A 25,254-nucleotide genomic window follows, 5' to 3' on the forward strand; every position below is an offset into this window, starting at 1 on the left:
ATAGCGTGTTTATTTAAAAGAAGATTGCGATTGTGCTACAAATTTTCAGGAAGTTTATGTGCATCTATACGATTTTGAAAAATTTTGTGGACAAACGAAATAAATCAGGCTTAAATTTCGTTATCTAAACAAAAAAGCAAGGCGGGAAGGTTTGATGATTTGTAAAAAATGAGGGCATAAAAATAAAGTAGGCGTTTGATATTGCCAGCGATGTGGGCAGTAGTGAAAGAAGGTATAGACAATGAAGAAAACTTTATATACATTTTTGGTTTGGAATTTTCTGTTGTTTGTAGCTGGTTTAAGTGATATTGTTTTTTATAGAAATCTTACATCGGTAGAAGGTATGACAATAAGCTGGACCCAGCCAGCGCTTGTAAGTATTACTTCATTTTTAATATTGCTTTCAATATATTATGGGATGCACCAGCTCCTTTTCGGGAAAAATTTTTATTTGAAACTGGAAATCAAGCAGGAAGACATAGATAAATTGCGAAATTCAATTTATGATTTTCTGAAAAAAGGCGAAATTGACCCCGAAAAATTGCAGCAACACTTGAAGTGTTTGATAATTGCTGAAGTTGTTTTGTGGGGTGGATTCATCGTTTACTTATTTATATCAAAGGGCTACTAATTTTCAATTCTAATAATGGGGTAAAGTGGTACGAATGAAAAAGATACAGAACTTTTTCTCGACGATTTTGCAAAAGCTGTGGAAAAGTTCGATAACTATCGTTTAGCATTAAAAACTACGGAAGCTTTACGCTGAAAGCTGTAACTTTAAGCAGACCGGAAAGCTTATAATGAGGGTAGAACAGAAATATGACCAACGAAGATACCACTGATTTTGACGAGCACTTCGCTAAAATTTCGTCCTATATTGTGGACACATTGCACGGCGTTCCACTTGAGATGACCGAGGATGAAAAAGAACAATTTCGCATACAGGTTATTTCAAATCAGTATGCAGAACGGTTGCTAAGTGAAGCCGAAAAGACAGAAACGTATAGAGGTTTATCAAAAATTGATATTCTCCATACAGTTTCTATCCCTCAACTGGCTAGAACAATCCCACTTAAAGGTTTGAATCTCAGTTTAGAAAAATACAGAATGCCGGATGGTGTAATAATAGAGGTTGAGAGTTCGTCACATTATTTGGGGTCATTTAGTGAGAAAAATGATTCTTCCACAAATTGGATAGAAAAGATCATGGAGGGTGTCGGTATTCACTAGATGGATTCTCAAGAAGCATAAACAGCCCGCTATTTGCAGAGAATTCTGGAAGAAAATTGAAGAAAGCATCCTTCCGGCAACAGCACCCCGGACGTTTGTGAACTCTCACAACAGAGATCAAGAACCAATCCCTGCTTTGCGCTTACACCGTTTTGGTGACATTTTTTCTCCGTCTTGCTACAATATTGTGGATTTTTTCTATTTGTGCTTTGCTATTATCAACATCTAAAATGGAAACCGTGATGGAGGTGATTCCAATGCAGATAATTTCCTTGAAAACAAATTGAATGCTTTGGCAAACGGTGGCCAGTTCTCCATTTCCTACGACATCACGATTCCGTAATAAAAGCATTAGATAATGGGTATAAAAGCCACGATTCTTTAGAGTCGAAAGAAAAGAATCGTGGCTTTGTACGTTTGAATTATGGAGCAAGCCAAATGAATAAGAAATTGGAATTTTTTAGCAGTATGGCGGTTGCCTTTATAGTTTTGATATTGGTCTTTCTTTGCATTCGTTTTTCAGGTCAGGGAAAATTTGCTACACATGGAGGAACCAATCCGTCTGATGTAAAATGTATTTATACTTCAGTTTGGCCGGATAATGAATACACTAGGCTTATTTGTGAGCCGGAAAGTGGAACGATAGAATATATATTGGATGGTTCTAATGCTGGGTATTATGCAATCTTTTATAATAATATCTCTGAAGAAGAAATACAAAAATATATTGACCAATTGAAAACCTTAGGATACGCTGAAGAGGCATCGGCTTCAGAAAGCGTTTCGACAGGCGTTTTGCTAAGAAAAGATGAAACATGGATAAGCATTGCATACTCAGAGGGAGGATTTGGAATCCGGATTTCAGTAGAAAAATCCTGAATAAAAGAGATGCTGGGGAATCCCGGTTATCCCTATGATGCAGTGGAAAGAAAATGGATTGCTCAATATTGGAGGCTCCAACCACAGCTTCTTTGTTGAAATGTTAATCAGTTAGATACCGCCAGACGGTTTATTTAGAACGAGGTTAAGTTGGAACAGCCGATGCCACACTCGGAACAAACAATAGCGGAGGCCGTACAAGATATGTGCTAGTATGGGAGAAAGATGGCATATCACATACGATCATTGGAAAGATACCGCGTGAAGAGATTCTAAAAATTGCAGAGAGCATTTCCTAACTGGCTGAATTTTTGCCCACACGCTTGTAATTATTTACAAATGTGTGGACACTTTTTCGTTGAAGCGTCCAAAGCTGACAAGATTTTGAACTTTTTTCAAAAAAGCTGTCACAAACGCAGTGTGAGCAACGTTGACTAAGCAAAAGCTCCTGGGGGAGTGTACAAAATGGAGGTTATTCATTAATCAAAATGACGAAAGAAGAAATCATTTCCATGCTATCAAAGGAATTGAACAGTGAATGGACGAATGGAGTCACATGTTTGATGGTGGAAAATTCCGATAGCTATATTCCAGTAATAGTTCATCACAATAAAAATGAACTTATTGTTGAAGTAGGAGAACAAGACAAGAAGATTTACCGCATCGGACGAAATGAGCTAAATAAAACATCTTAGTCATCACCAAAAAAATCATTGAAATCAGTCACAATTTGACGCATAGAATATGAATTCAAACTTGATATGAGGTGATTCCAATGCAGAAAAAATAGAACACATATTTCGAAAATATTGCTACCATCAAACTGTCAAAGAATACAAGTCAAACGGTTCTTTGATTCGTTCTAAAACGGATTACTATCAGGCTATTGGTGGTTAAGTCACTCCGTTTGTAAGGAAAGGGTTGAAAATGGATTTTCTTAAACAAAAAGGGCCATTAGCAAGAGAATTCTGCAACACGTTGATTTACATTATTTCGTTAGTGTCATTAAAGCCTTCAAGCCTTCAGAGGGTGTTGACAGAACTTCAATGGAATGGGATGTGGTTCTTTTCTCTGGCATTTTTCGCTGTCATCTTTATGGAAATGCTGTCCGATTTTTTGCTGGTTACAGATCGCTGCACTGCATGGAAAGCATTAAATGGAAATGTCAGCGAAGCCGAATTTCACAATCTTCAGCAGATTGTCCTATGCGAAAATCAGAAAGTTTCCATTGAGAAGAAACTTGCAAGTACGATACTACTGGTTCTGATGATATGTGCAACTGCTGCATTTGTGTGGTTTACCTTTTTGGTATAAGGTTTTGTTATGAAAGAGATAATTATTATACCACATATTGGAATTGGACAATTAAAATTAGGTATGGCACCAGATGAGCTAGAAAATGCTCTTCTACAAATGAAGAAACAGTGGTCGAATTCTTCTGATGAAGCAATGCAAATGGAGCGTTGTGCTGAAACTGGTGATCCTAATTTGATAACAGGACGATATATGGATAATGATTCGTTCTTTCTGGTGCAGTATCGGAACGGAAAAGCTACTGAAATCGGCATCCAGAGAGAGTTGTCTAAAGTGGCATCAATAAAATTGTTCGGGCTGGATATGTTTAATACAACCGCCGAGTGTATTATTGATAGCTTAATGAAAAAGGACAACGTTGTTTGCAACGAAAAGGACTTGCAACTGGGAACGGAATATCTTTTCCCTGAAATTGGAGTCCGACTTTGGAGAGAGCGAGCATTTCATCTCAAACTGTTGAAAGACCCGTTATACATGGAAGAGATGCAGGCTGTATTAGAAGACGAATATCAGTATCAATACTTCCAGATGGTTACTGTGATAGGTTGAATTGCTAACGATCAATGGGATTTGATATAACTTTTCCGCTTGTAGTACATAGCGATGACCACAGCTATCTGCTAATACGGGTGAACTAATTTGAAGTATTTTATTGACGAAGATCAAAGAAAAGCCTCACACAGCAGCTGCTACTTGGAATTTCAACAAGGGCAGTATCATGACAAGTGCTGGCTTGACACATCTATTAGCATCAGTGATGAAGTATGGAATAGCCGCCATGTTTCAGATCTGATTCTTGAAGTGATTCCAGAGTTTGACTTTTATGGAATAACAATCGTTACAAAAGTACAATGGGATAATATTTTAACAAAAAGTCAATCGGATGGATGTACTTGCAAAGAGATTATTGCAGAAGCAGTTCCTTGGGCAGCAAAGTGTTTTGAAACGAATGATGTGTTCACTATCATAGGGATGTGAGTCGAACTTTCTCGGAGAATAACAGTGATACACAAAGGAGAGTGTAACATGAAAAAATTCTTACAGCAATCGTATCGGTAAGCATATTTATTGTTGGAATTTTGCTTATACTTTGTGCGGACACTAATTTTTTATGGTATGCCTTTAATCAAAATGTTCGCCTTACAGTAGTTGCAGGGATTCTCATTGCACTTGTTGGTGGCGTTGGTGTGATAATGAATCTTTGGTGTATTCTAAAAGAATTGTACAGTAAATAGTTTATTGAAGGTTAAACTTCTAATCTGCCATGGTCGCGGCCGAGCGAGAGATAATGTTCAATCTCACCACCCAGTACAAGCTGGGCGTACTCCAAAGATTTATTCTAACGAATGAATATTCTGCGCTTTAAACAATTTAATGACGAATATATTGTGCAATACAGAGAATTTCAATAGTGGCTTCGCGCTTGATTGACTTGCAACGCAAAATGCGTTACAATAAAATTGAGGTGATAACCATGGAAAAAACAATGACACTTAACCTTCGTGTCAACCCTACCGTCAAACAGCAAGCCGAAGATGTACTGAAGCAGCTCGGCATCCCGATGGCAACCGCCATTGATATGTACCTGCGCCAGATCACCCTGACTGGCGGCATTCCCTTCTCGCTGTCCCTGCCGAAGGCTCCTGCGGCGCTGAACGCCGATACCATGACCGATGACCAGCTCCATGCAGCCTTGCAGGTGGGCATCAAGGAGATTCAGAACGGTGATACCGTGGATGCCGCAAGCGCATTCGCACAGTTCAGGGAACAGCACAGATGAAGCAGTATGACGTGAAAATTTCCCGTTCGGCACTCAGTGATATGGAGCAGATTTACAGCTACATTGCTGACCGTCTGCTGGAGCCTGACACAGCTATGGGGCAGTATAACCGCATTGCAGAGGCCATCCAATCGCTGAACATCCTGCCGGAACGCTGTGCGCTGGTTGAAAGCGAGCCGGAGCGCACCCAAGGACTGCGGCAGATGCTGGTGGACAACTACTCGGTATTCTACATCGTGGGCGAAAATACCGTGTCGGTGGCCCGTGTGCTGTACAGTGCATCCGACCTTGTGCGCCGTCTGCGGAGAATGAAGTGAAAGGGGTGTTTGCATGACCGCCGTGATTTACGCCCGCTATTCCAGCGATAACCAGCGTGAGGAATCCATCGAAGGTCAGATTCGCGAGTGTACGGCCTACGCCGAAAAGAACGGCATTACCGTGGTCAAGCACTACATTGACCGCGCCCTTTCCGCCAAAACCGATAACCGCCCGGACTTCCAACAGATGATCAAGGACAGCGAAAAACGGCTGTTTGACATCGTGCTGGTCTGGAAACTCGACCGTTTTGCCCGGAACCGCTATGATTCAGCGCACTATGAGTACCAGTTGGAACGAAATCATGTCAAGCTGGTGTCTGCCACGGAGCCCATCTCTGACAGCCCTGCGGGTATCATGGTCAAGAGTATGCTCACCGGCATGGCTGAATACTACTCGGCAGAACTTTCTGAAAAAGTTGTGCGCGGCATGACCGAGAATGTTCTGAAGGGGAAGTACAACGGCGGCACGATTCCCATTGGTTTTAAGGTAGATGAGGAGAAGTTCTTTCAAGTCGACCCGCTGAAAGCTCCCTTTGTGGCAGAAGCCTTCCAGCGGTACAACGATGGTGCGACCATGAAGGAACTGATGAACTGGCTGAACGACAGCGGTGTGACTACCAACCGCAATCAGAAGTTTACCTACAACAGTGTTCAGAAGCTGTTGACGAATAAGCGGTACATCGGAGAAAACCACTTCAAGGACATTGTGATGCCCGACAGTATCCCGGCCATCGTGGACAAGGACTTGTTTGAAGAAGTGCAGCAAAAAATCAAGAAGAACAGCCGCGCTCCTGCCCGTCACAAAGCCGAGGACGATTACTTGCTCACCACCAAGCTGTTCTGCGGAATGTGCGGCGCGATGATGTTCGGCGAGTGCGGTACGGGTAGAAACAAGGTCGTTCATCATTATTATAAGTGCGCCACCGCGAAGCGTTTCAAGACCTGCAAGAAAAAGACCGTCCGTAAAGAGTGGCTGGAAGATTTGGTCATAGCTGAAACCATGAAGCTGATTCAGGACGATTCCGTGATTGATGCCATCGTTGCAGAAGTCATGGAGTTGCAGGATCGGGAAAACACCACTCTCCCTTTGCTGGAAAAGCAGATGCGCGAGGTAGAGAACGGCATTGAGAATATGCTGAACGCCATTCAAGCTGGTGTGCTGACCAACTCCACCAAATTGCGGCTGGAAAAGCTGGAAGCCCAGCAGAAAGAACTTGAGATTCGGATCGCCGAAGAAAAAATCGCTCGGCCTCGGTTGAGTGAAAATCAGGTTCGGTTCTGGCTGACCCGGTTCCGCAAGCTCGACCCGAACGTGAAAAGCCACCGGGAAACGCTTATCAATACATTCGTGAACGCCGTTTATCTCTATGATGAAAAAGTTTTGATTACATTCAACTACAAAGACGGCACAAAAACCATCACTTTCGATGAAATCGCCGCCAAAGATGCCCCAGAGGGCAATGGTTCGGATTTAGGTTGCTTCGCTCCACCAAGAGAACGCTTGTGTAGAAATACACGAGCGTTTTTCTTTTGCACAAACAGCAAACTCACGCAGGCGGGTGGATTCGAACAGGGCGGCGGTGCAAAGCACCGTAAGCAATCAGCCCAGTGCAACGACGACGACCACTGCCTGCGGCAGAAACAGGGAGGAGTTGTTGGGGCCGCGTTCTGATTTTTCAAAGCCTCGCCAAGAGGCTGTGGAAAAATCAGCAAACGCAACCCGTCGCTGTTGCTTAGCCCGCGGGTCTGGAGTTTAGGAACGTCTACCGTGACAGCTTCTCCTGGCGGGAAAGCCAGCAGGGCACAAAAACCACAACTCCCCCGCTCGGCGCGTTTCCATGCCGGGCGAGGGAGGCCAGCTTTTTCCAGAAAAATTATCCTTTCATCGGCACAAAACCGATTAAGTCCTTGACGACCTCACCGCCGATGATGAGGCCCGCCACCGACGGCACAAAGGCGTTGGAGCCGGGGACAGAGCGGCGGATGGTGCACTTGCGCTGGGTGCCCGGAGGGCAGACGCAGTGGTCCTTGCAGCTGATGGAATCGTCCTCAATGGGGGTCATGACGGGCTCCTTGGAGTAGACGACTTTCAGGTGCTTGATGCGGCGCTTACGGCACTCGGTGCGCATCACCTTGGCCAGCGGGCAGACGGAGGTCTTGTAGATGTCCGTCACCTCAAAGCGGGTGGGGTCCATCTTGTTGCCGGCACCCATGGCGCAGATGATGGGCACACCGGCCTCTTTTGCCTTGACCACCAGCGCGATCTTCCCCGTAACGGTATCAATGGCATCCACGACGTAATCATACTGGGTGAAATCGAACTGATCCTGCGTCTCCGGAGTGAAGAACGTCTTGTAGGTGGTCACTTTGATGTTGGGGTCGATATCGTGGATGCGTTCTGCGGCCACATCCACCTTATACTGGCCCACCGTCTTGCGGGTGGCCACGATCTGGCGGTTGAGGTTGGTGAGGCAGACCTTATCGTCGTCGATCAGGTCCAGCGCTCCCACGCCGCTGCGGGCCAATGCCTCCACGGTATAGCCACCCACACCGCCGATGCCAAACACAGCCACTCGGCAGTGGTGTAATTTTTCCATTGCCTCTGCACCCAGCAGCAGCTGCGTGCGGGAATATTGATCCTGCATAATTTCTCCTTATCTCTCTACACTCGTGATCGTCCCGCCGCCCAGGACGACATCCCCCTGATACAGCACCACGGCCTGGCCGGGGGTAGGGGCACGCTGGGGCTGGTCAAATTCCAGCCGGAAACCGCCCTCCGCGGGGAAAACGGTGGCAGGCTGTTCCACCTGATGGTACCGGGTGCGGGCGGTTACCCGCAGCGGCTCCGTCAGCCCCGGAACGCTGATCCAGTTGACCTCGTCCGCATAGACGACGCGGTCAAACAGGGCATCCTCCGGGCCGACTGTGACGGTGTTGGCCTGCATATCCTTGGCGCAGACATAGACCGGTGCCCCCATAGCAAGGCCCAGCCCCTTGCGCTGACCGATGGTGTACCGGACAGCTCCCTGATGGGTGCCCACCCGGCTGCCGTTTTCATCGAGGAAATCGCCGGGAGGATAATGCTTTCCCGTGAAGTCCTCCATGAACTTGGCGTAATCCCGGTCGGGCACAAAGCAGATGTCCTGGCTGTCGTGCTTGCGGGCGTTGATGAAGTGCCGCTTCTCCGCAATCTCCCGCACCTCGGTCTTGTGCAGGCCGCCCAGCGGCAGGCGGACCCGGGCCAGCTGCTCCTGGGTGAGGTTGTACAGCACATAGCTCTGGTCTTTGCCCTCGTCCAGTCCCTTTTTCAGGAGCCAGCGGCCCGTGGCCTCGTCCTGCTCCACCCGGGCATAATGGCCCGTGACCACATAGTCGATGCCGTGGGCGTCGGCCCAGCGGAGCAGATGGTCAAATTTCATATACTTGTTGCAGTCGATGCAGGGGTTGGGCGTGCCGCCCGCCTCATACACCCGGATGAATTTCTCGATGATCTTCTCCCGGAAATCGGCGGTAAAATCCACCACCTCATAGGGGATGTCCATGGCAAACGCCACCTCAGCGGCATCCTCGATATCCCGTTCCGAGCAGCAGGTGTGGAAACCGGACTGTCCCAGCGTCTCGTTGCGGGTAAGCCGCATGGTAACGCCCGTGCACTCACAGCCCGCCTGCTGCATCAGCCATGCCGCCACCGAGCTGTCCACGCCTCCGCTCATGGCAATGAGCGCCTTGGGCTGGTTCTGTGTCTCTGTCATGCAAATACTCCTGTCATGTCCAACATACCAAGTCAGTAGTTATAATACTACCGCACAATTTTTCGCTTGTCAAGTCGTGCAAAATCACGGATCCAATTCTATTTTCACCGCTGCCAGCAGGGCTTTCCGTTCGTTGGGGAGCTGCCCCGTGATGACGGCTTCCAGCAAAGCCTCCAGCTGTCCGCGCAGGCCCGGGCCGGGCTTTGCGCCCAGCGCCATCAGGTCCCGGCCATTGACGGCCAATTGCCCCACCCGGCAGCAGGCGTTTTCCGCTTGCAGCCGGCCTGCTGCCGTTTGCAGGGCCGCAAAGGCGGCCGCCTGTTCCGGCCTGTGGGCCGCGCAGAGAGCCAACAGACGGCGGAGGGGATCCGGCTCCAGCCGGCCCAGCAGGCGTCTGGCCTGGATCGCCCGGGCAGCCGTTTTTTCTTCCGGAACCAGCCCGGCCTCCCGGACAAGGGTGGTCACTTCCTCGATGAGGGCATTGGAACAGCGCAGCTGTTTGAGCGCTTTCCGTGTCCCCTGCTCCCCCAGCGGGAGCAAAAGTGCCGCCAGCCGGGCGGACACCTCCGGCAGGCCTTCGGGCAGGGTGTCGATGATGGCCCGGGCCGCTTCAAACCGCGGGGCGTTTTCCGGCGTGAACAGCTCCGGCAGCACCACCGCAAAAACGGCGGGCTCCATCCACGTTCCGGGCTTGGGCGCTGCCAGCAGGCGGGTCAGTTCCTCCGTGATACGCTCAGTGGAGACGCAGTCCAGATGGGCACAGAGCTCCCGCGCCGCCTGCCCGGTAGCCGGGTCGATTTCAAAGCCAAACCGCGCCGCGAACCGGTAGAGACGCAGGATGCGGAGGGCATCCTCGGTAAAGCGCTGGTGGGGCACGCCCACAGCCCGGACAAGGCCCCGGGCCAGGTCTTTCTGCCCGCCAAAGGGGTCGATAAGCCCCTCCTCGGCGCTGTAGGCCATGGCGTTGATGGTAAAATCCCGCCGGGCCAGGTCTTCTTTCACGTCCGGCACAAAAGCCACGGAATCCGGGTGGCGGCCATCCGAGTAGCTGCCCTCGGTGCGGAATGTCGTCGTCTCGTAGAGTTTTCCACCATATTTGACCGTCACGGTGCCGTGCTGTAACCCCGTTGGGATGCACTGCTCTTTCCCGAAGCGATCCAGCACCTGCCGGGGCAGGGCGCTGGTGCAGAGGTCCCAATCGTGGGGCGTAAGACCCAGAAGGCTGTCCCGGACGCAGCCGCCCACGGCGTAAGCCGCATAGCCTGCCCCGTGCAGGGCATCCAGCAGAGCTGCCGCGCCGGGGTCCAGTTTGATGTTATGGTCAGCCATGGAGTTCCTCCTCGAACTGCAGGGTCAGCTGCTTGCCGTCAAAGCCGCACTCCGCCTGCGGGAACGCCCCCTGCGCAAAGTGCAGGCACTCCTCCGGCTCCGTGATCATGGGCGAATAATGCACCAGCCAGAGCCGCTTTGCCCCAGCCCGGGCGGCAAGGGCCGCGCTCTGCCCAAATGTGCTGTGACCGTACTGTTTTGCCTGGGCTTCCTGCTCCGGCTCCGCATAGGTGGCATCGCAGAGGAGCAGGTCGGCGTCCTGAGCCGCTGCCTCCAGCGCCGGGCAGGGAGCCGTATCCCCGGAGAAGACGAATTTCAGCCCCCGGCGCGGCGGGCCCAGCACCTCTGCCGGGGTCACTTCCCACTCCCTCACCTGTACCGTCTCTCCGTGCTGTAATTTTTTCCAGTCTGCCACAGGCACGCCCAGCACCCGGGCCTTTTCGGGCAGGAATCGTCCGGCCCGGGGCAGCGTGAGCGCATACCCCCGGCTGGGCACCCGGTGCCGGGTGGGGATGGGCAGCAGCTGTGCCCCCGCAGGCCAGCCAAAGGCCGCAAGGTCTACGGGGTCTTTTTCCAGCTGCCGGGCCCGGATGGGATACGGCAGCGGCCCGGTCAGGGTGCGCAGGGCAGGCCAGATGGCATCCAGCCCGGCAGGCCCGTAGAGCGCCAGCGGGCGGGTACGGCCCTGACAGCCCAGCGTCTGCAGCAGCCCCGGCAGACCAAAGATATGGTCGCCATGGTAATGCGTCAGGCAGATCGCGTCCAGCTTCATCAAATTGACCCCGGCCCGGCGGGCGGCGGCCTGGGTGCCCTCGCCGCAGTCAAACAGCAGGCTGTGGCCCACGCATTCGGCTGCCGCCGCTGTCAGTGCCCGGTCCGGCAGGGGCATGGTGGCCGCCGTGCCCAGCAGTGTAATGGTCAGCATACAAACTCTCCCCACAGAAAAATCATTCAGCTATAGTGTACCACACTTGCGTCCCGCGCACAATCGCCGCCCGTGGTGCATACCATGGGGCAGCAACACAAAACAAGGAGGGAGCGCCATGCAGCGCAAACGTCCGCCCCCGGCCCAGCGGCAGATCTGGACCATTCTGCTCATTCTTGCTCTTCTGGTACTGTTCGTGCTGGCGGCAGGAACCAGCTGCACCGCTAACCCGCACCTGTACGGCGGGCGGGGGCTGGTGGTGTTCCTGCCCGCTTCCACAACGCCCAGCAGCATCCTGGCGCCGTTTTAGAGCAATTCAGGACTGTGAAGTATCACTTTTGTGTCCTGAATCAAAACTTTTTTAAAAAACGTGTTGACAACCAACCCACCGCGGGAGTAGAATACTGCCAAACCAGTGAGAGGGCATAAGTACCCCCACGATCCCCTGCTTTCCCAGAGAGTGCCGCGTTTGGTGGGAGCGGCGCAGAGCAGCTGTGGGCGGGAATGGGCCTTTGAGGGCAAACCAAACCGTATGGCGTAAATTTTATGGCATACGCAGTAGGGGCGACGGAGAGCGTCTCCGTGAACAAAGCCGGTATGTGTTGGCATATCACGAGAGGGCGGGGCGCAAATCCCGCCAAAATTGGGTGGCACCGCAGGAGTGCTGGCTCGTTCAAAAATTTGAATGTTGGCCGCTCTTGTCCCAATACACGAAATTGTGTTTGGGATAAGGGCGGCTTTTTATTTGCCATAAGTCCCTTGTCCCACAGAGTGAAGAGGCGCGCTGGTTTGCGACAGCGGCCCCGGAAAGGACAAGCCTTATGAAGACCGAAACGAACATCCCGTACAAGTATTACCTGGAAGAATCCGAGCTGCCCACCGCATGGTACAATGTGCGGGCGGACATGAAAAACAAGCCCGCTCCCCTGCTCAACCCCGGCACCCTGCAGCCCATGACCGCCAAAGAGCTGGACGGCGTTTTCTGCGATGAGCTGGTGCAGCAGGAGCTGGACGACACTACCGCCTATATCCCCATTCCGGACGAGATCCGCGAATACTACCGGATGTATCGCCCGAGCCCCCTGTGCCGTGCCTACCGGCTGGAAGAAGCCCTGGGCACCCCGGCCAAGATCTACTATAAGTTTGAGGGCAACAACACCAGCGGCAGCCACAAGCTGAACAGCGCCATTGCGCAGGCCTACTACGCCAAGAAGCAGGGCCTGAAAGGCGTGACCACTGAGACGGGTGCCGGCCAGTGGGGCACGGCGCTCTCCATGGCCTGCAGCTACTTCGGGCTGGATTGCAAGGTCTACATGGTCAAGGTGAGCTACGAGCAGAAGCCGTTCCGCCGCGAGGTAATGCGCACCTACGGTGCTTCCGTCACCCCCAGCCCCAGCATGACCACCAATGTAGGCCGCAAGATCCTGGCCGAGCACCCGGACACCACGGGCAGCCTGGGCTGCGCCATCAGCGAGGCGGTGGAAGTTGCCACCTCCACCCCGGGCTACCGCTATGTGCTGGGCAGCGTGCTCAACCAGGTACTTCTCCACCAGAGCGTCATCGGTCTGGAGACCAAGACCGCGCTGGACAAACTGGGCGTCAAGCCTGACATCATCATCGGCTGCGCGGGCGGCGGCAGCAACCTGGGCGGCCTCATCAGCCCGTTCATGGGCGAAAAGCTCCGGGGCGAGGCAGACTACCGCTTTATTGCAGTAGAGCCCGCCAGCTGCCCCAGCCTGACCCGCGGCAAGTTCGTGTACGACTTCTGCGACACCGGCATGGTCTGCCCGCTGGCCAAGATGTACACTCTGGGCTCCGGCTTCATCCCCAGCCCCAACCACGCAGGCGGCCTGCGCTACCACGGCATGAGCAGCATCCTGAGCCAGCTCTATCACGACGGCCTGATGGAGGCCCGCAGCGTGGAGCAGACCAGCGTGTTTGAGGCCGCTGAGCAGTTCGCCCGCATTGAGGGGATCCTCCCCGCCCCGGAGAGCAGCCACGCCATCCAGGTGGCCATCGACGAAGCGCTCAAGTGCAAGGAGACCGGCGAGGAAAAGACCATCGTCTTCGGCCTGACGGGCACCGGCTACTTTGACATGGTGGCCTATGAGAAATTCCATGACGGCAAGATGACCGATTTCATTCCCACCGACGCCGACCTGCAGAAAGGCTTTGACGGCATCCCGCAGTTCCCCGGCAACGAGATCTGATTCCATCTATAAATTTGTAACGCACAAAAGAGCGGCTGCTTCGCAGCCGCTCTTTTGCTTTTGACTTTGTTGCACGAAACGACACAAAAGGAAGAATATCGGAGAAAAATGGAACGTTTCTCGCAAAACGGGGGACATTCTGCCAGAGAGCTGCCGCCGGGGAATCACTCGCCGCGGACAGCCGCAAAACCTGCCTCGAGGTCGGCGATGATATCGTCGATGTGCTCGGTGCCGATGGACAGGCGGATGGTGTTCTGGTAGATCTGCTGCTCGGCCAGCTCCTCATCGTTCAGCTGGCTGTGGGTGGTGGAAGCCGGATGGATGACCAGGCTCTTGACGTCGGCAACGTTGGCCAGCAGGGAGAAGACTTTCAGGTTGTCGATGAACTTGAATGCTTCCTCGCGGCCGCCCTTGATATTAAAGGTGAAAATGGAAGCGCCGCCGTTGGGGAAGTACTTCTCATACAGGGCGTGATCCGGGTGATCGGGCAGAGAGGGGTGGTTGACTTTCTCGACCTGCGGATGATTTGCCAGGAACTCCACGACTTTCTTGGTGTTCTCCACATGGCGCTCAATGCGCAGGCTCAGAGTCTCGGTGCCCTGCAGCAGCAGGAACGCGTTGAACGGAGAGATGGTAGCGCCGGTATCACGCAGAAGGATGGCGCGGATATAAGTCACAAATGCAGCGGGGCCGGCCGCCTCAGCAAAGGAAACACCGTGGTAGCTGGGGTTGGGTGCCGCAATGTTCGCATACTTGCCGCTGGCTTTCCAGTCGAACTTGCCACTGTCCACGATGATACCGCCCAGGGTGGTGCCGTGGCCGCCGATGAACTTGGTAGCGGAATGGACCACGATGTCCGCGCCGTGCTCAATGGGACGGATCAGGTACGGGGTGCCAAACGTGTTATCAATGACCAGCGGCAGGCCGTGCTTGTGAGCAATGGCTGCGATGGCGTCGATATCGGGGATATCACTGTTGGGGTTGCCCAGAGTCTCCAGATAGACCGCCTTGGTGTTGGGCTGGATGGCGTTCTCCACCTCGGCCAGGTCATGGGCGTTGACAAAGGTGGTGGTGACGCCAAACTGGGTCAGGGTGTGCTCCAGCAGGTTGTAGCTGCCGCCGTAGATGGTCTTCTGGGCCACGATGTGATCCCCGGCCTGTGCCAGAGCCTCGATGGTGTAGGTGATGGCAGCGGCACCGGAAGCGGTCGCCAGAGCCGCCACGCCGCCTTCCAGGGCTGCGATGCGCTTCTCAAAAACGTCCTGGGTGGAGTTGGTCAGGCGGCCATAGATGTTGCCGGCGTCTGCCAGGCCGAAGCGGTCGGCAGCATGCTGGCTGTTGCGGAAGACATAGGAAGTGGTCTGGTAAATGGGCACCGCGCGGGAATCGGTAGCGGGATCGGCCTGCTCCTGGCCAACATGCAGCTGAAGGGTCTCAAATTTATAGTTAGACATCGTATTTTTCTCCTCTATTTATACTTTTAGTATTACTTTTACTTACAAAAAAGCCCGGGAACTGATGTTTGCTCAGTACCCGGGCCTGAAATCCAGTTGTCGTTCCCTTTGGGCAGGGCTGCCGTTTCCGTTGGCCGTCACATTCGGGCGGCGGAGGGCAGTGCACAGCTTTGGGTCAGACAGATTCGTTCAGCCCGGGCGCTGTACATTCGCCCACAACGGAAGTTTGCATGGAGCAGTTCGTTCCAGATCAGCGTCATTTTGCTTGCCCTCCTTTCCGTCGTTTCACCATTTTTCTTATTCCCACTTGGCTAGTGGTCTGGTGTGTCTGTAGTATATTCCCATTTACCCACATTGTCAATAGGTTAAGTTCAATTTTTTCAAAAAATTGGGGGTCAGTTTTCCGGGGGGCGTTATGGGCAGGGAAAAAATTCAAGGCAGGATCAAGCTGGAAGCGCCGTACCAATTAAGACGCGGCGCTTATCCTAAGCTTGTTCACGGAAATGTCATCCGGCTGCGGTATACTGATCCCGTAACACGCCTAAACCTCAGACCCGAAAGGATTTGTGCTATGAAATTTCTCTTCCGTATCCTCCGGCGGCTGGTCGGCTATCTGCTGGGGGTGCTGCTGGTGGCGCTGATCGCCGCCGCGGCCACCTTTGGCTGGCAGGGGTACAAGCTCTACCAGAGCGCCGTGCAGGCCACCCCGCTGGAAACGCTCTACCAAAGCATCACGGCCCGGCCCAGCTTTGTGCCCTATGACCAGCTGCCCCAGACCTACATTGACGCCGTCCTCTCGGTGGAGGACAGCCGTTTTGTCCATCACCACGGCGTGGACCCGCTCTCCATCGCCCGGGCACTCTGGGCCGATCTGCGTTCCGGCACCCTGGCCGAGGGCGGCAGCACCATCACCCAGCAGCTGGCCAAAAACGTCTATTTCACCCAGGAAAAGCGGATGGCCCGCAAGGCGGCGGAGGTGTTTGCCGCGCTGGACATCGAGAAGCATTACTCCAAACAGGAAATTTTTGAGATGTACGTCAACACCATCTACTTCGGCAGCGGCTGCTATGGCGTGGCCGAGGCCGCCGAGGGGTATTTTAAGACAGACGCCGCCTCTCTGACCGATGCTCAGGCCGTGGTGCTGGCGGGCCTGCCGCAGGCCCCCTCGGTATATGCCTCCAGCCCGGCGCTGGCCCACAAGCGGGCCCGGGTGGTACTGCAGCGGATGGTGGACTGCCACAAGCTCACCCAGGATGCCGCCGCCCAGCTCTCCGCCGAGACAGACGTGATCCCGTTCATCACCCGCAGCATTGCCTGAAGATCCCGCAGCTCCCTGTAAAAAGGGGGCTGTTTTTTCTGCCCGGAAAATTTTCCAGGGCAAAAATGCAAAAAGATTGCAATTTGGTATTGCAATCCGCGCCGAATGCGTGTATACTGTACTCCGCACCCAAAATGCAACCAATTTGCAATTTACAAGATGAAAGCGATTTTTCTGAGGAGTACCCATGGATCTGTTTCTGGATGTTCTGGCCGAGAGCCTGGTTGATACCGCCAAGATGCTGCCGTTTTTGTTCTTGGCTTACCTGTTTATTGAATATGTGGAGACCCGCCACGGCGAGCGGATCGAAGCGCTGCTGGCCGGCGGCGGGCGCTGGGGTTTTGTACCGGGAGCCCTGCTGGGCTGTGTGCCCCAGTGCGGCTTCTCCGCCATTGCCTCCAACTTTTACGCCTCCCGGGTGGTGACGCTGGGCACGTTGATGGCGGTTTTCCTTGCCACCAGCGACGAAGCCATCCCCCTGCTGGTGTCCATGCCCGCTTACTGGGACAAGCTGGTTTTGCTGATGGTGCTCAAAGTGCTGTACGCCATCGCCGTGGGCTTTGGGCTGGATTTTGTCCTCCGTAAGGCCCTGCCCAAGGGGCTGCGGGGCGGCTACACCGGCCGTGCCGATGAGGTGGACTGCCACGAGGAACACGACGATGCGGAGGGCCACCACCAGCCCATCTGGAAAGCAGCCCTCCGCCACACGCTGGAGATCTTCGTCTTCATTTTCGCGTTCAGCCTCGTGTTCGGCCTCATCGTGGAGGGCGTGGGCGAGGATGTCTTTGCCGACGTGCTGGGCCGGATGGGCTTTTTCCAGCCCGTGGTAGCCGCGCTGGTGGGCCTCATCCCCAACTGCGCCGCCAGTGTCCTGCTCACCCAGCTCTATGTCGAGGGTGCCTTGCGGTTCTCCAGCCTGGTGGCCGGCCTGTGCACCGGTGCAGGCGTGGGCCTGGCCGTGCTCTGGCGGGCCAACCCCTCCTGGAAGCAGAACCTTTTCATCACCGGCCTCACCTGGGCCTGCGGCGCGTTCCTTGGCGTTGCCATGCAGGTGGTGGTCGCGCTGGTGGGCTGATGCCGCGTAAAATTTAGTCTTACCGCCGTTTCGGGATGTCCCGGAGCGGCGTTTTGTGTTATACTGGGAGAAAGAATGAATTTCCAGGAGAAGACAGCCATGCAATACAAGCTTTTAGCCAGCGATTACGATAATACCCTTGTCCCCTTTGGGGAACACTTTCCACGCCCGGCGGTGGTCAAAGCCGTCAAGAAGATGCAGGCGGCGGGCGGCAAGTTCGTCCTCAGCACGGGGCGGGCCTGGTCGGCCGTGAACCGCAAGGGCCAGCTGGGCGGCATCCGGTTTGATTACGCCATCACCTGCAACGGTGCCTGCGTGCTGGACCGGGAGGGCCACATCATTGCGGAGCACCCCCTGACCAACGAGGAGATGTACGCGCTGGTGGATTTCTGCGAGGATTACAACTATCCTTTGCAGTTCGATTTCAAAGACGGCTACTACGCCTACTGCGAGTACGATTACCTCAAGGCCTGCTACGACCACATGAACGCCCCGGGGCTGGAGTGCATCGACGGCGAAGACCAGGACCGCCACCTCATTGATATGCCCCACGCCGCCTTTGCCGTGCTGCCCCCAGCCGCGCTGGAGGAATTCAACAAAAAGTACGGCCACCTGGACCTGCACTGGATGCAGGTGGGCGGCGAGATGCCCGGCGGCTGGTGCTCGTTTGACATCGTGCGGGGCGGCATCGACAAGGGCGTAGGCCTGGCCGACCTGTGCGCCCGGATGGGCCTCACGCTGGACGACGCCGTGGCGGCAGGCGACTCTGCCAACGACATCGGGATGCTGAAAGCAGCAGGCCTCTCCTGCTGCATGGCCAACGGCACCCCGGAGGCCAAAGCTGCCGCCAAGCGGGTCATCGGGGATGTGCGGGAGGACGGCCTGGCCGCCCTCATCGAGGAGCTGTGGTTCGACGGCCCCAAAGCCGAGCCATCGGGTAAGACGCTCGGTTCCCCGTGGGAGGCCATGGAGGAGCAGAAATGAGCTTCGCGCCTGTATACGGGCCCCGCAGCCGGGCCTTGATTTTAGGCACCTGGCCCAGCCCCAAGAGCCGGGAGATGGCTTTTTACTACGGCCACCCGCAGAACCGCTTCTGGCCCATGCTGGCAGCCCTGACCGGGGAGCCCATACCCGCCCGGGAAGATATTGACGCCAAAAAGCAGCTCATCCTGCGCCATGGGCTGGCCCTCTGGGATACATTGGAGAGCTGCACCATCACGGGTGCCTCGGATGCTTCCATCAAAGATGTGGTGCCCAACGATATTGCCGCCCTGCTGGCGAAGGCTCCCATTGAGGCGGTGTTCTGCAACGGGGCCACGGCATACAAAATTTACTGCAAATATTTACAACCCATCAGTGGCATTGCCGCCGTCAAGCTGCCCAGCACCAGCCCCGCCAACGCGGCCTGCCGCCCGGAGAAGCTTCGGGAAGTATGGGGTGCCGCCTTAGCCGATTGGTTGATTAACGTATGATGGCAAACCTGTAAATTATTCATGAAACGCTTGCGTTTTTGCCAAAAAGCTTTATGATGAAGAGGAAAGGGGCTAAATTTCTTGAATGCCCCGGAAAAGGAGACGCTTCATGAGCAAGATCATCCGCACCCGGAAACCCAGTGTCCTGCCGTTTTACGCAGGCGCTCTGGTGTTCGTGGTGCTCTGCGCGGTGCTCCCGGTGTACAAACTCTGGGCACTGCTGGTGGCGCTGGGCGGCGCTGCCGCGGCGTTTGGCCTGGGGCAGAAATTCTGCCCGCCCCATGTGGTGGAACACGAGGTGCCGTTCCACACCGGGCAGGACGACGTGGACGCCATGCTGACCGATATCCAGCAAAAGCTCGATACCCTGCACGGCCTCAATGCTTCCCTGCCGGACCCGGCGCTCTCCGCCGCCATGGACCGGATGGAAAAGGCCGGCCGCTCCATTGTGGAAGCGGTCGAAGCCAACCCCGCCAAAGCCAAACAGGTGCGGCGCTTTGCCAACTACTATCTGCCCGATGCGGTGAACATTCTGCAGCAGTACGCCACGCTGGCGCGGCAGGGCGTCAAGGGCGAGAACGCCGCCGCCATCCGTACCGAAGTGGAACACAACGCGGCATCCATTGCCACGGCCTTTGAAAACCAGCTGGACGCCCTGTATGCCGCTGAGAGCATGGATCTCTCGGCAGACCTGACGGTTTTGCAAAACATGTTAAAGGGACAAGGCCTTTAACGCGTAGATTTGGAAAGGAAGGAATCCCCCATGGCTGAGAACAACACTTTCAATTTTGATCTGGACGCACCCGCTACCCCCACCCTGACACTGGACCCGGTGGAAGAAGCCGCTCCTGCTGAGGAAAAGAAACCCGAGCCCGCCCCGGCCCCGGAGGAGGTCAAGCTGACCGCTGAGGAAAAGGCCATGGTGGACGCCTTTGCGCAGAAGATCGACATTACCAACAGCCAGCAGGTGCTGCAGTACGGCTCTGCCTGCCAGAAGAAGATCGGCGATTTCTCGGAGGCCGCTCTCGCCAAGGTGTCCACCAAGGACCTGGGCGAAGTGGGCAATATGATCACCGACCTCATTGGCGAGCTGAAGAGCTTTGACGCCAACGAGGAGCAGCAGAAAGGCATCCTGGGTTTCTTCAAGAAAAAAGGCGACCAGATCGACAACCTGAAGACCAAGTACAACAAGGCCGAGACGAATGTGGAGAACATTCAGTCCATGCTGGAAGGCCATCAGGTGCAGCTGCTCAAGGACATCGCCATGCTGGATAAGATGTATGAGCTGAATATGGCCTACTTCAAGGAGCTGAGCATGTATATCCTGGCCGGCAAAAAGAAGCTGGCTGACGTGCGTGCCAAGGAACTGCAGCAGGCCATGGACAAGGCCAAAGCTTCCGGCCTGCCGGAGGATGCCCAGGCCGCCCGCGACCTGTCCGACCAGTGCGAGCGGTTTGAGAAAAAGCTCTACGACCTGGAACTGACCCGGAATATCAGCCTGCAGATGGGCCCCCAGATCCGCCTGCTGCAGAACAACAACTCCATGATGGCGGAAAAGATCCAGTCCACCATCGTCAACACCATCCCCCTGTGGAAGAACCAGATGGTGCTGGCCCTGGGCCTGGCCCACAGCCAGAAGGCCATGCAGGCCGAGCGCGCCGTCACCGACATGACCAACGAGCTGCTCAAGAAGAACGCCGACGCCCTCAAGATGGGCACCCTTGAGACGGCAAAAGAGTCTCAGCGCGGTGTGGTGGACATCGAGACCCTGCAGCAGACCAACAAGAGCCTGATCGAGACGCTGGACGAGCTGAACAAGATCCAGACCGAGGGCCGCGCAAAGCGTGCCGCCGCCGAGCAGGAGCTGACCCGCATTGAGGATGAGCTCCGCGCCAAGATGATGGAAATTCGGAGCTAAACAGAAATGGCAAACGCAGATTTTTCCAAGCAGAGCAGCACCCAGGGCCCGCGCGGCTTTGACAGCGGCAGCTACCGCGAGGCAAAGCGCGCGGACGAGGATGTCCTGCACCTGACCCCTGCCCAGCAGAAGCTGGCAGTGCTGGAGAACAGGCTCCCCACGGCCCTGCGCAATCGCGGCGCGGCACTGGCGCTGAGCATCGTCGTGATGCTGGCCGCGTTCTTCGGATTGGGCGGGGCCAAACTCAAGGCAAAATACAACAGCGCCAGCCAGTGGTTTTCCTACGGTGTCGCCGCCGACAACGGCTATACCCTCAACGAGGAGCTGCTCACCCGGCTGAACACCGCCGCCAATGTCATCACGACGGGCACCAGCACTCTCGGGGCCGACAGCACCGAGGTGCAGGCCGCGCAGACGGCACTGGACGATTTCTCCGCCTGCCTGGACGCGGTGCAAGCCGATGGCAGCAAGCAGGATCTGACCTCCCTGCCCTACTATCAGGGCAGCATGATGCACGCCCTCTATCAGACCAACGAGGCACTTGGCGCTGCCATCGACCAGCTCTATGCAAAACTCCAGGAGCAGGCTGAGAACCCCATGAAGATGGGCGCGGTGCAGGGCCAGTACGGCCAGTTCAACAGCGCCAAGACCATCCTCAGCAATCTCAATTACAATCAGGCCGTTACGGCCTATCAGAATGATACCAGCGGCTTTCCGGCAGCTCTGCTGAAAGGCCTGTTCGGGATCAAGGAGGTGGAGCCTTTCGCATGAAAACGATGAAATTCCTTGCCCGGCGCGTCAGCGCTCTGGTGCTGGTGGCCACGGTAGGGCTGACAGCCCTTGTGCCGGCCGCCTTTGCGGCACCGGCCAGCCTGCCGGACCTGCCCAAAGACCAATGCGTTGTGGACGATGCCAATGTCCTGAGCAGCAGCACCGTGCAGACCATTCAGGATCTGAACACCCAGCTGGATGCCAGCTGCAAGGGTGCCCAGATCGGCGTGCTGACCGTGGATTACACGGGCAGCGTCTCCACGGAGGATTACGCCGTGGAGGCCGCCAACACCTGGGGCCTGGGCAGCAGCTCTGAGAACAACGGTGTTCTCATCCTGCTGGTGATGCAGAGCCCCGAGTACGCCGACGGCGACTACTACCTGACCTACGGCGACGGCTTCCGCAACACAACACTGGCCAGCCAGGCCAGTGCCATCGCCCAGACCATGGAGGATGACTTTGCCTCCCAGAACTACGATGGCGCCGTGACCACCTGTGCCCGGAACGTGGCCAACACCATTGCGGACCTCTATGGTGTGAGCCTCAGCGGTTCTACAACCAGTAATGTGGCTGGCGGAAATTACAATTATACCGACAATTACCACGAAGCCCCGGTGGCAAAGCCCGCTTTCTGGGAGACAGCCGTGGACGGCCTGTTCACCATCCTGGCCTACGGCATCGTCATCATTGCCCTGTTCTTCATGTTCGTGGTTCCTTTCGGCCACTCTGCAGGCTGGTACTGGGGCCCGTTCGGCTGGTTTGGCTGGCGGCACCGCCGTGGTCCCCGCCGCCCGCCGTATGATGATTTCGGCCCCGGTCCGGGTGGTTTCTATGGCCCCCGTGGCCCGCGTGGCCCCAGAGGCCCCCGGCCTCCGCGGGGCGGTGGATTCGGCGGCCCTGGAATGGGCGGCGGAAGTTTTGGCGGCATGGGCGGTGGACGCTCGGGCGGCAGTTTCCGTTCCGGTGGCGGCGGCTCGTTCCACTCCGGTGGTGGCAGCTTCCACGGCGGCGGCGGTGGACGCGGGCGTTAAATAAGCATGAAAAAAACTCCTGCACAGATGTGCAGGAGTTTTTTTATGCAAGCGAAATTACTTGGTGCCGTAGATACGGTCACCAGCGTCGCCCAGGCCGGGGACGATGTAGCCGTTCTCGTTCAGGTGGTCGTCCTTGGCGCCCAGGTAGATGTCCACATCGGGGTGAGCCTTGTGCAGGGCCTCGATGCCTTCCGGAGCGGCGATCAGGCCGATGAACTTGATTCGCTTTGCGCCGTGCTTCTTGATCTGGGTGATGGCGTCAATGGCGCTGCCGCCGGTAGCCAGCATGGGGTCCAGCACCAGCACATCACGCTCCGCGATATCCTGAGGCAGTTTGCAGAAATACTCCACAGGCTGCAGGGTCTGCTCGTCGCGGTACAGACCAATAAAACCGACCTTGGCGGCGGGCAGCAGGGTGAGCATACCGTCCAGCATACCCATACCAGCGCGGAGGATGGGCACCAGAGCCAGCTTGCGGCCTGCCAGCACCTTGGTCTTTGCCATGGTGATGGGGGTCTCGATCTCCACCTCTTCCAGAGGCAGGTCACGGGTAGCCTCGTAGCACAGCAGGGTGGCGATCTCGCCTACCAGATCACGGAACTCCTTGGTACCGGTCTGCTTGTTGCGCAGAATGCTCAGCTTGTGCTGCAGCAGGGGGTGCTCAACGATCATGGGGGTCATAACAACACGCTCCTTATTATTTTATATTAGGTTATGGGGTCCTTGTTTTGTTCGCCCTCTGGGGGAGCTGTCACCGCAAGTGACTGAGAGGGCGTGGAATCAGCGATTTTCAATGGCCATCAGCTTGGCGACGCGCTTCTCGTGGCGGCCGCCCTCAAACTCGGTGTTGAGGAAGATATCCACCAGCTGGCAGGCAAGGCCGGGGCCCACTACACGGCCGCCCATGCACAGGGCGTTGGCGTCGTTGTGGCGGCGGGTGTACTCAGCGCTGAAGCTGTCGGAGCAGCAGCAGGCACGGATGCCCTTGACCTTGTTGGCGGCCATGCTGATGCCCACGCCGGTGCCGCAGAAGAGCAGCGCCTTGCTGCACTCCCCCTTGACAACAGCGTCACAGGCAGGCAGAGCCATATCCGGGTAATCCACGCTGGCGGTGCTGTGGGTGCCGTAGTCGATATACTCCAGCCCCAGCTCTTCCAGATGGGCCTTGACGGCCTCTTTCAGTTCAAATCCGCCGTGGTCGGCGGCCAGTGCGATGGGTTTTGCCATTGGTATCAATCCTTTCCCTTTGTTGCTCACTTTTTTGCTTCTTTGGTCTTGGATGCTTCCGCCTCTGCAGCCAGACGCTCGGCGCGCTCGCGCTCGGCCTGGCTCAGGCGGTGATAATCCGGCAGCAGAGCCTCGGGCAGCACGGTCTCCCCGTGCCGGGCCATCTGCTTTGCCACCAGTGCCACGGCGGCGGCACGGCCTCCCCGCAAAGCGGGCGGCACGGCCAGCACACCGGGAATTTCGCCGTACTTATTATAGCACAGAGCAGCCCCATCACCAACAAAAAACAGGGGCTTTTTGCAATTTTCTACAAATTGGGCCAGGTCAGCCACGGCACGGGCATCATCGTCCATCAGCCGCTCATGGGTCGCCAGGTCAAAGGCGGCGCTGTACACCTGGGCACGGCGGGCATCCAGCGCACAGAGCACAGTGCCCTCACCCGTGTGAGCAGCCGCCAGTGCTTCCAGGGTCGAGACCGGCGCGCAGAGCGTCTCCCGAGGGAACGCCAGCCCTTTGACGGCGGCCAGACCGATGCGCAGCCCGGTAAAGCTGCCGGGGCCTGCATTGACGCCGTAGACGTCGATATCAGCGCAGGTCAGATGGCAGAATTTGAGACAGTTGTCGATCAGAGGCATGATCGTCTCGCTGTGGGTCATGCCCGCGTCGAGATAGCACTCGTACAGCAGGCGGTCATCCTGCAGCAGGGCCACCCCCGCGGTCTTGCCCGCGGTATCCACGGCCAGAATGTTCATAGCGTTACCCCCTCTATGGTGATGCGGCGGGTGTTCTCATCCACTCGCTGGATGTCCACCCGGATGGGGTTTTCCAGGGCCAGCAGATCCGCGAAATTTTCGCTCCACTCAGCCGCCACGATGGCCCCCTGATCCAGATAATCGTAAAAACCTGCCGCGCACAGATCGTTCTCGGTGGAGATGCGGTACAGGTCAAAGTGGGCCAGCGGGCGCGGCCCACGGTAGTAGTTAACAATAGCAAAAGTCGGGCTGCTGACCGGGTCGGTACAGCCAAGGCCCTCGGCCAGGCCCTCGGTGAACGCGGTCTTGCCCGCACCGAGGCCGCCCGTATAGGCAATGAGCGCTCCCGGCTGGAGCACTCCGGCCATCCGCCTGCCCAGGGCCACGGTCTCGGCCCGGGAGTGGGTAATGAATTCAGACATAAATAACACCTCATACAAAAGGGGACGGCAGGTTTCTGCCATCCCCTAGTATAGTATACTTTTGCAAAAAGTGCA

At 55.6% G+C, this 25,254-nt stretch carries 28 protein-coding genes and 2 pseudogenes; 20 read left to right on the forward strand and 10 right to left on the reverse strand.

Going from position 1 to position 25,254, the window contains the following annotated elements; translation table 11 throughout:
* The first annotated feature begins 241 nt into the window (after positions 1–241).
* The 7 genes and pseudogenes from C4N22_RS12105 to C4N22_RS12795 all read left to right on the forward strand — a co-directional run bounded on the left by C4N22_RS12105 (position 242) and on the right by C4N22_RS12795 (position 4,401).
* Positions 242–631, forward strand: a complete 390-nt coding sequence (locus tag C4N22_RS12105) for a hypothetical protein (protein WP_005923150.1) — start codon at positions 242–244, stop codon at positions 629–631.
* A gap of 188 nt (positions 632–819) precedes the next feature.
* Positions 820–1,230 carry a hypothetical protein gene (locus C4N22_RS12110; RefSeq protein WP_015564578.1) on the forward strand — a complete coding sequence of 137 codons (411 nt, stop codon included), beginning with the start codon at positions 820–822 and terminating at the stop codon, positions 1,228–1,230.
* A gap of 438 nt (positions 1,231–1,668) precedes the next feature.
* The gene (locus C4N22_RS12790) at positions 1,669–2,109 is read left to right on the forward strand and encodes a hypothetical protein (protein ID WP_005929376.1); all 441 of its coding nucleotides are present in this window, start codon (positions 1,669–1,671) and stop codon (positions 2,107–2,109) included.
* Positions 2,110–2,273: 164 nt separating this feature from the next.
* A pseudogene (locus tag C4N22_RS13115) lies at positions 2,274–2,408 on the forward strand (DUF4367 domain-containing protein); the annotation flags it as partial.
* Between the two features lie 628 nt (positions 2,409–3,036).
* Complete coding sequence (locus C4N22_RS12125) at positions 3,037–3,423, forward strand: hypothetical protein (protein ID WP_223382614.1); 387 nt, start codon at positions 3,037–3,039, stop codon at positions 3,421–3,423.
* Positions 3,424–3,432: 9 nt separating this feature from the next.
* Positions 3,433–3,972 carry a hypothetical protein gene (locus tag C4N22_RS12130; RefSeq protein ID WP_112149143.1) on the forward strand — a complete coding sequence of 180 codons (540 nt, stop codon included), beginning with the start codon at positions 3,433–3,435 and terminating at the stop codon, positions 3,970–3,972.
* A 90-nt stretch (positions 3,973–4,062) separates the two neighbouring features.
* The gene (locus tag C4N22_RS12795) at positions 4,063–4,401 is read left to right on the forward strand and encodes a hypothetical protein (RefSeq protein WP_133300805.1); all 339 of its coding nucleotides are present in this window, start codon (positions 4,063–4,065) and stop codon (positions 4,399–4,401) included.
* 268 nt (positions 4,402–4,669) lie between these two features.
* Here the strand turns inward: C4N22_RS12795 and C4N22_RS13120 are convergent.
* Positions 4,670–4,762: pseudogene (locus C4N22_RS13120) on the reverse strand (DUF6061 family protein); the annotation flags it as partial.
* Positions 4,763–4,909: 147 nt separating this feature from the next.
* Here C4N22_RS13120 and C4N22_RS12135 point away from each other — a divergent pair.
* The 3 genes from C4N22_RS12135 to C4N22_RS12145 are packed head-to-tail and all read left to right on the forward strand — an operon-like array spanning position 4,910 to position 7,192.
* On the forward strand, positions 4,910–5,203 hold the full coding sequence (locus C4N22_RS12135) for a type II toxin-antitoxin system RelB/DinJ family antitoxin (RefSeq protein ID WP_120120645.1): 294 nt from the start codon (positions 4,910–4,912) through the stop codon (positions 5,201–5,203).
* Positions 5,200–5,520, forward strand: a complete 321-nt coding sequence (locus C4N22_RS12140) for a type II toxin-antitoxin system RelE/ParE family toxin (protein ID WP_112149144.1) — start codon at positions 5,200–5,202, stop codon at positions 5,518–5,520. Before C4N22_RS12135 ends, C4N22_RS12140 begins: the two co-directional genes overlap by 4 nt.
* A gap of 13 nt (positions 5,521–5,533) precedes the next feature.
* Positions 5,534–7,192, forward strand: coding sequence for a recombinase family protein (locus C4N22_RS12145; protein ID WP_242981021.1), 1,659 nt, complete (start codon positions 5,534–5,536; stop codon positions 7,190–7,192).
* A 202-nt stretch (positions 7,193–7,394) separates the two neighbouring features.
* On the opposite strand, the gene C4N22_RS12150 is transcribed toward C4N22_RS12145, so the two are convergent.
* From C4N22_RS12150 to C4N22_RS12165, 4 genes are all read right to left on the reverse strand, one after another.
* Entirely contained in the window at positions 7,395–8,165 is a 771-nt protein-coding gene (locus tag C4N22_RS12150; protein ID WP_112149145.1) for a tRNA threonylcarbamoyladenosine dehydratase, read from the reverse strand.
* Positions 8,166–8,174: 9 nt separating this feature from the next.
* Positions 8,175–9,272 (reverse strand): tRNA 2-thiouridine(34) synthase MnmA, encoded by a 1,098-nt coding sequence (mnmA, locus tag C4N22_RS12155; RefSeq protein ID WP_022257036.1) that lies wholly within the window; start codon positions 9,270–9,272, stop codon positions 8,175–8,177.
* 84 nt (positions 9,273–9,356) lie between these two features.
* The gene (locus C4N22_RS12160) at positions 9,357–10,601 is read right to left on the reverse strand and encodes a CCA tRNA nucleotidyltransferase (protein WP_112149146.1); all 1,245 of its coding nucleotides are present in this window, start codon (positions 10,599–10,601) and stop codon (positions 9,357–9,359) included.
* Positions 10,594–11,526 (reverse strand): ribonuclease Z, encoded by a 933-nt coding sequence (locus tag C4N22_RS12165; RefSeq protein WP_112149147.1) that lies wholly within the window; start codon positions 11,524–11,526, stop codon positions 10,594–10,596. The genes C4N22_RS12160 and C4N22_RS12165 overlap by 8 nt, the downstream gene beginning before the upstream one ends.
* Before the next feature lie 118 nt (positions 11,527–11,644).
* On the opposite strand from C4N22_RS12165, the gene C4N22_RS12170 reads away from it, so the two are divergent.
* Both C4N22_RS12170 and C4N22_RS12175 read left to right on the forward strand, forming a co-directional pair.
* Positions 11,645–11,836: a hypothetical protein gene (locus tag C4N22_RS12170; RefSeq protein WP_112149148.1), complete on the forward strand. Its 192-nt coding sequence runs from the start codon at positions 11,645–11,647 to the stop codon at positions 11,834–11,836.
* Between the two features lie 511 nt (positions 11,837–12,347).
* On the forward strand, positions 12,348–13,736 hold the full coding sequence (locus C4N22_RS12175; protein WP_112149149.1) for a TrpB-like pyridoxal phosphate-dependent enzyme: 1,389 nt from the start codon (positions 12,348–12,350) through the stop codon (positions 13,734–13,736).
* Positions 13,737–13,900: 164 nt separating this feature from the next.
* Here the strand turns inward: C4N22_RS12175 and C4N22_RS12180 are convergent, their stop codons facing one another.
* The gene (locus C4N22_RS12180) at positions 13,901–15,190 is read right to left on the reverse strand and encodes an O-acetylhomoserine aminocarboxypropyltransferase/cysteine synthase family protein (protein ID WP_022257032.1); all 1,290 of its coding nucleotides are present in this window, start codon (positions 15,188–15,190) and stop codon (positions 13,901–13,903) included.
* 571 nt (positions 15,191–15,761) lie between these two features.
* Between C4N22_RS12180 and C4N22_RS12185 the strand changes: the two genes are divergently transcribed.
* From C4N22_RS12185 to C4N22_RS12220, 8 genes are all read left to right on the forward strand, one after another.
* Complete coding sequence (locus C4N22_RS12185; RefSeq protein WP_112149150.1) at positions 15,762–16,508, forward strand: transglycosylase domain-containing protein; 747 nt, start codon at positions 15,762–15,764, stop codon at positions 16,506–16,508.
* A 187-nt stretch (positions 16,509–16,695) separates the two neighbouring features.
* A complete protein-coding gene (locus C4N22_RS12190) occupies positions 16,696–17,583 on the forward strand; it encodes a putative manganese transporter (RefSeq protein WP_112116485.1) in 888 nt (295 codons plus the stop codon).
* 99 nt (positions 17,584–17,682) lie between these two features.
* Positions 17,683–18,567: an HAD family hydrolase gene (locus C4N22_RS12195; protein WP_112149167.1), complete on the forward strand. Its 885-nt coding sequence runs from the start codon at positions 17,683–17,685 to the stop codon at positions 18,565–18,567.
* On the forward strand, positions 18,564–19,055 hold the full coding sequence (locus C4N22_RS12200; protein ID WP_112149151.1) for a DNA-deoxyinosine glycosylase: 492 nt from the start codon (positions 18,564–18,566) through the stop codon (positions 19,053–19,055). The genes C4N22_RS12195 and C4N22_RS12200 overlap by 4 nt, the downstream gene beginning before the upstream one ends.
* A gap of 109 nt (positions 19,056–19,164) precedes the next feature.
* A complete protein-coding gene (locus C4N22_RS12205) occupies positions 19,165–19,788 on the forward strand; it encodes a 5-bromo-4-chloroindolyl phosphate hydrolysis family protein (protein ID WP_112116491.1) in 624 nt (207 codons plus the stop codon).
* 30 nt (positions 19,789–19,818) lie between these two features.
* On the forward strand, positions 19,819–20,973 hold the full coding sequence (locus tag C4N22_RS12210) for a toxic anion resistance protein (protein WP_112149152.1): 1,155 nt from the start codon (positions 19,819–19,821) through the stop codon (positions 20,971–20,973).
* 6 nt (positions 20,974–20,979) lie between these two features.
* Entirely contained in the window at positions 20,980–21,744 is a 765-nt protein-coding gene (locus C4N22_RS12215) for a LemA (RefSeq protein WP_112149153.1), read from the forward strand.
* Positions 21,741–22,775 carry a TPM domain-containing protein gene (locus C4N22_RS12220; RefSeq protein ID WP_112149154.1) on the forward strand — a complete coding sequence of 345 codons (1,035 nt, stop codon included), beginning with the start codon at positions 21,741–21,743 and terminating at the stop codon, positions 22,773–22,775. Before C4N22_RS12215 ends, C4N22_RS12220 begins: the two co-directional genes overlap by 4 nt.
* A gap of 57 nt (positions 22,776–22,832) precedes the next feature.
* Here C4N22_RS12220 and upp read toward each other — a convergent pair whose 3' ends face one another.
* The 4 genes from upp to tsaE all read right to left on the reverse strand — a co-directional run bounded on the left by upp (position 22,833) and on the right by tsaE (position 25,179).
* Positions 22,833–23,459, reverse strand: coding sequence for a uracil phosphoribosyltransferase (gene upp / locus C4N22_RS12225; RefSeq protein ID WP_022257022.1), 627 nt, complete (start codon positions 23,457–23,459; stop codon positions 22,833–22,835).
* A 99-nt stretch (positions 23,460–23,558) separates the two neighbouring features.
* Complete coding sequence (rpiB, locus tag C4N22_RS12230; RefSeq protein WP_112149155.1) at positions 23,559–24,005, reverse strand: ribose 5-phosphate isomerase B; 447 nt, start codon at positions 24,003–24,005, stop codon at positions 23,559–23,561.
* A 26-nt stretch (positions 24,006–24,031) separates the two neighbouring features.
* A complete protein-coding gene (tsaB, locus tag C4N22_RS12235) occupies positions 24,032–24,757 on the reverse strand; it encodes a tRNA (adenosine(37)-N6)-threonylcarbamoyltransferase complex dimerization subunit type 1 TsaB (protein WP_112149156.1) in 726 nt (241 codons plus the stop codon).
* Positions 24,754–25,179: a tRNA (adenosine(37)-N6)-threonylcarbamoyltransferase complex ATPase subunit type 1 TsaE gene (gene tsaE / locus C4N22_RS12240; RefSeq protein WP_022257019.1), complete on the reverse strand. Its 426-nt coding sequence runs from the start codon at positions 25,177–25,179 to the stop codon at positions 24,754–24,756. Before tsaE ends, tsaB begins: the two co-directional genes overlap by 4 nt.
* Between the last annotated feature and the right edge of the window lie 75 nt (positions 25,180–25,254).

This window comes from Faecalibacterium prausnitzii (assembly GCF_003287495.1).
GTDB lineage: Bacteria > Bacillota > Clostridia > Oscillospirales > Ruminococcaceae > Faecalibacterium > Faecalibacterium prausnitzii_I.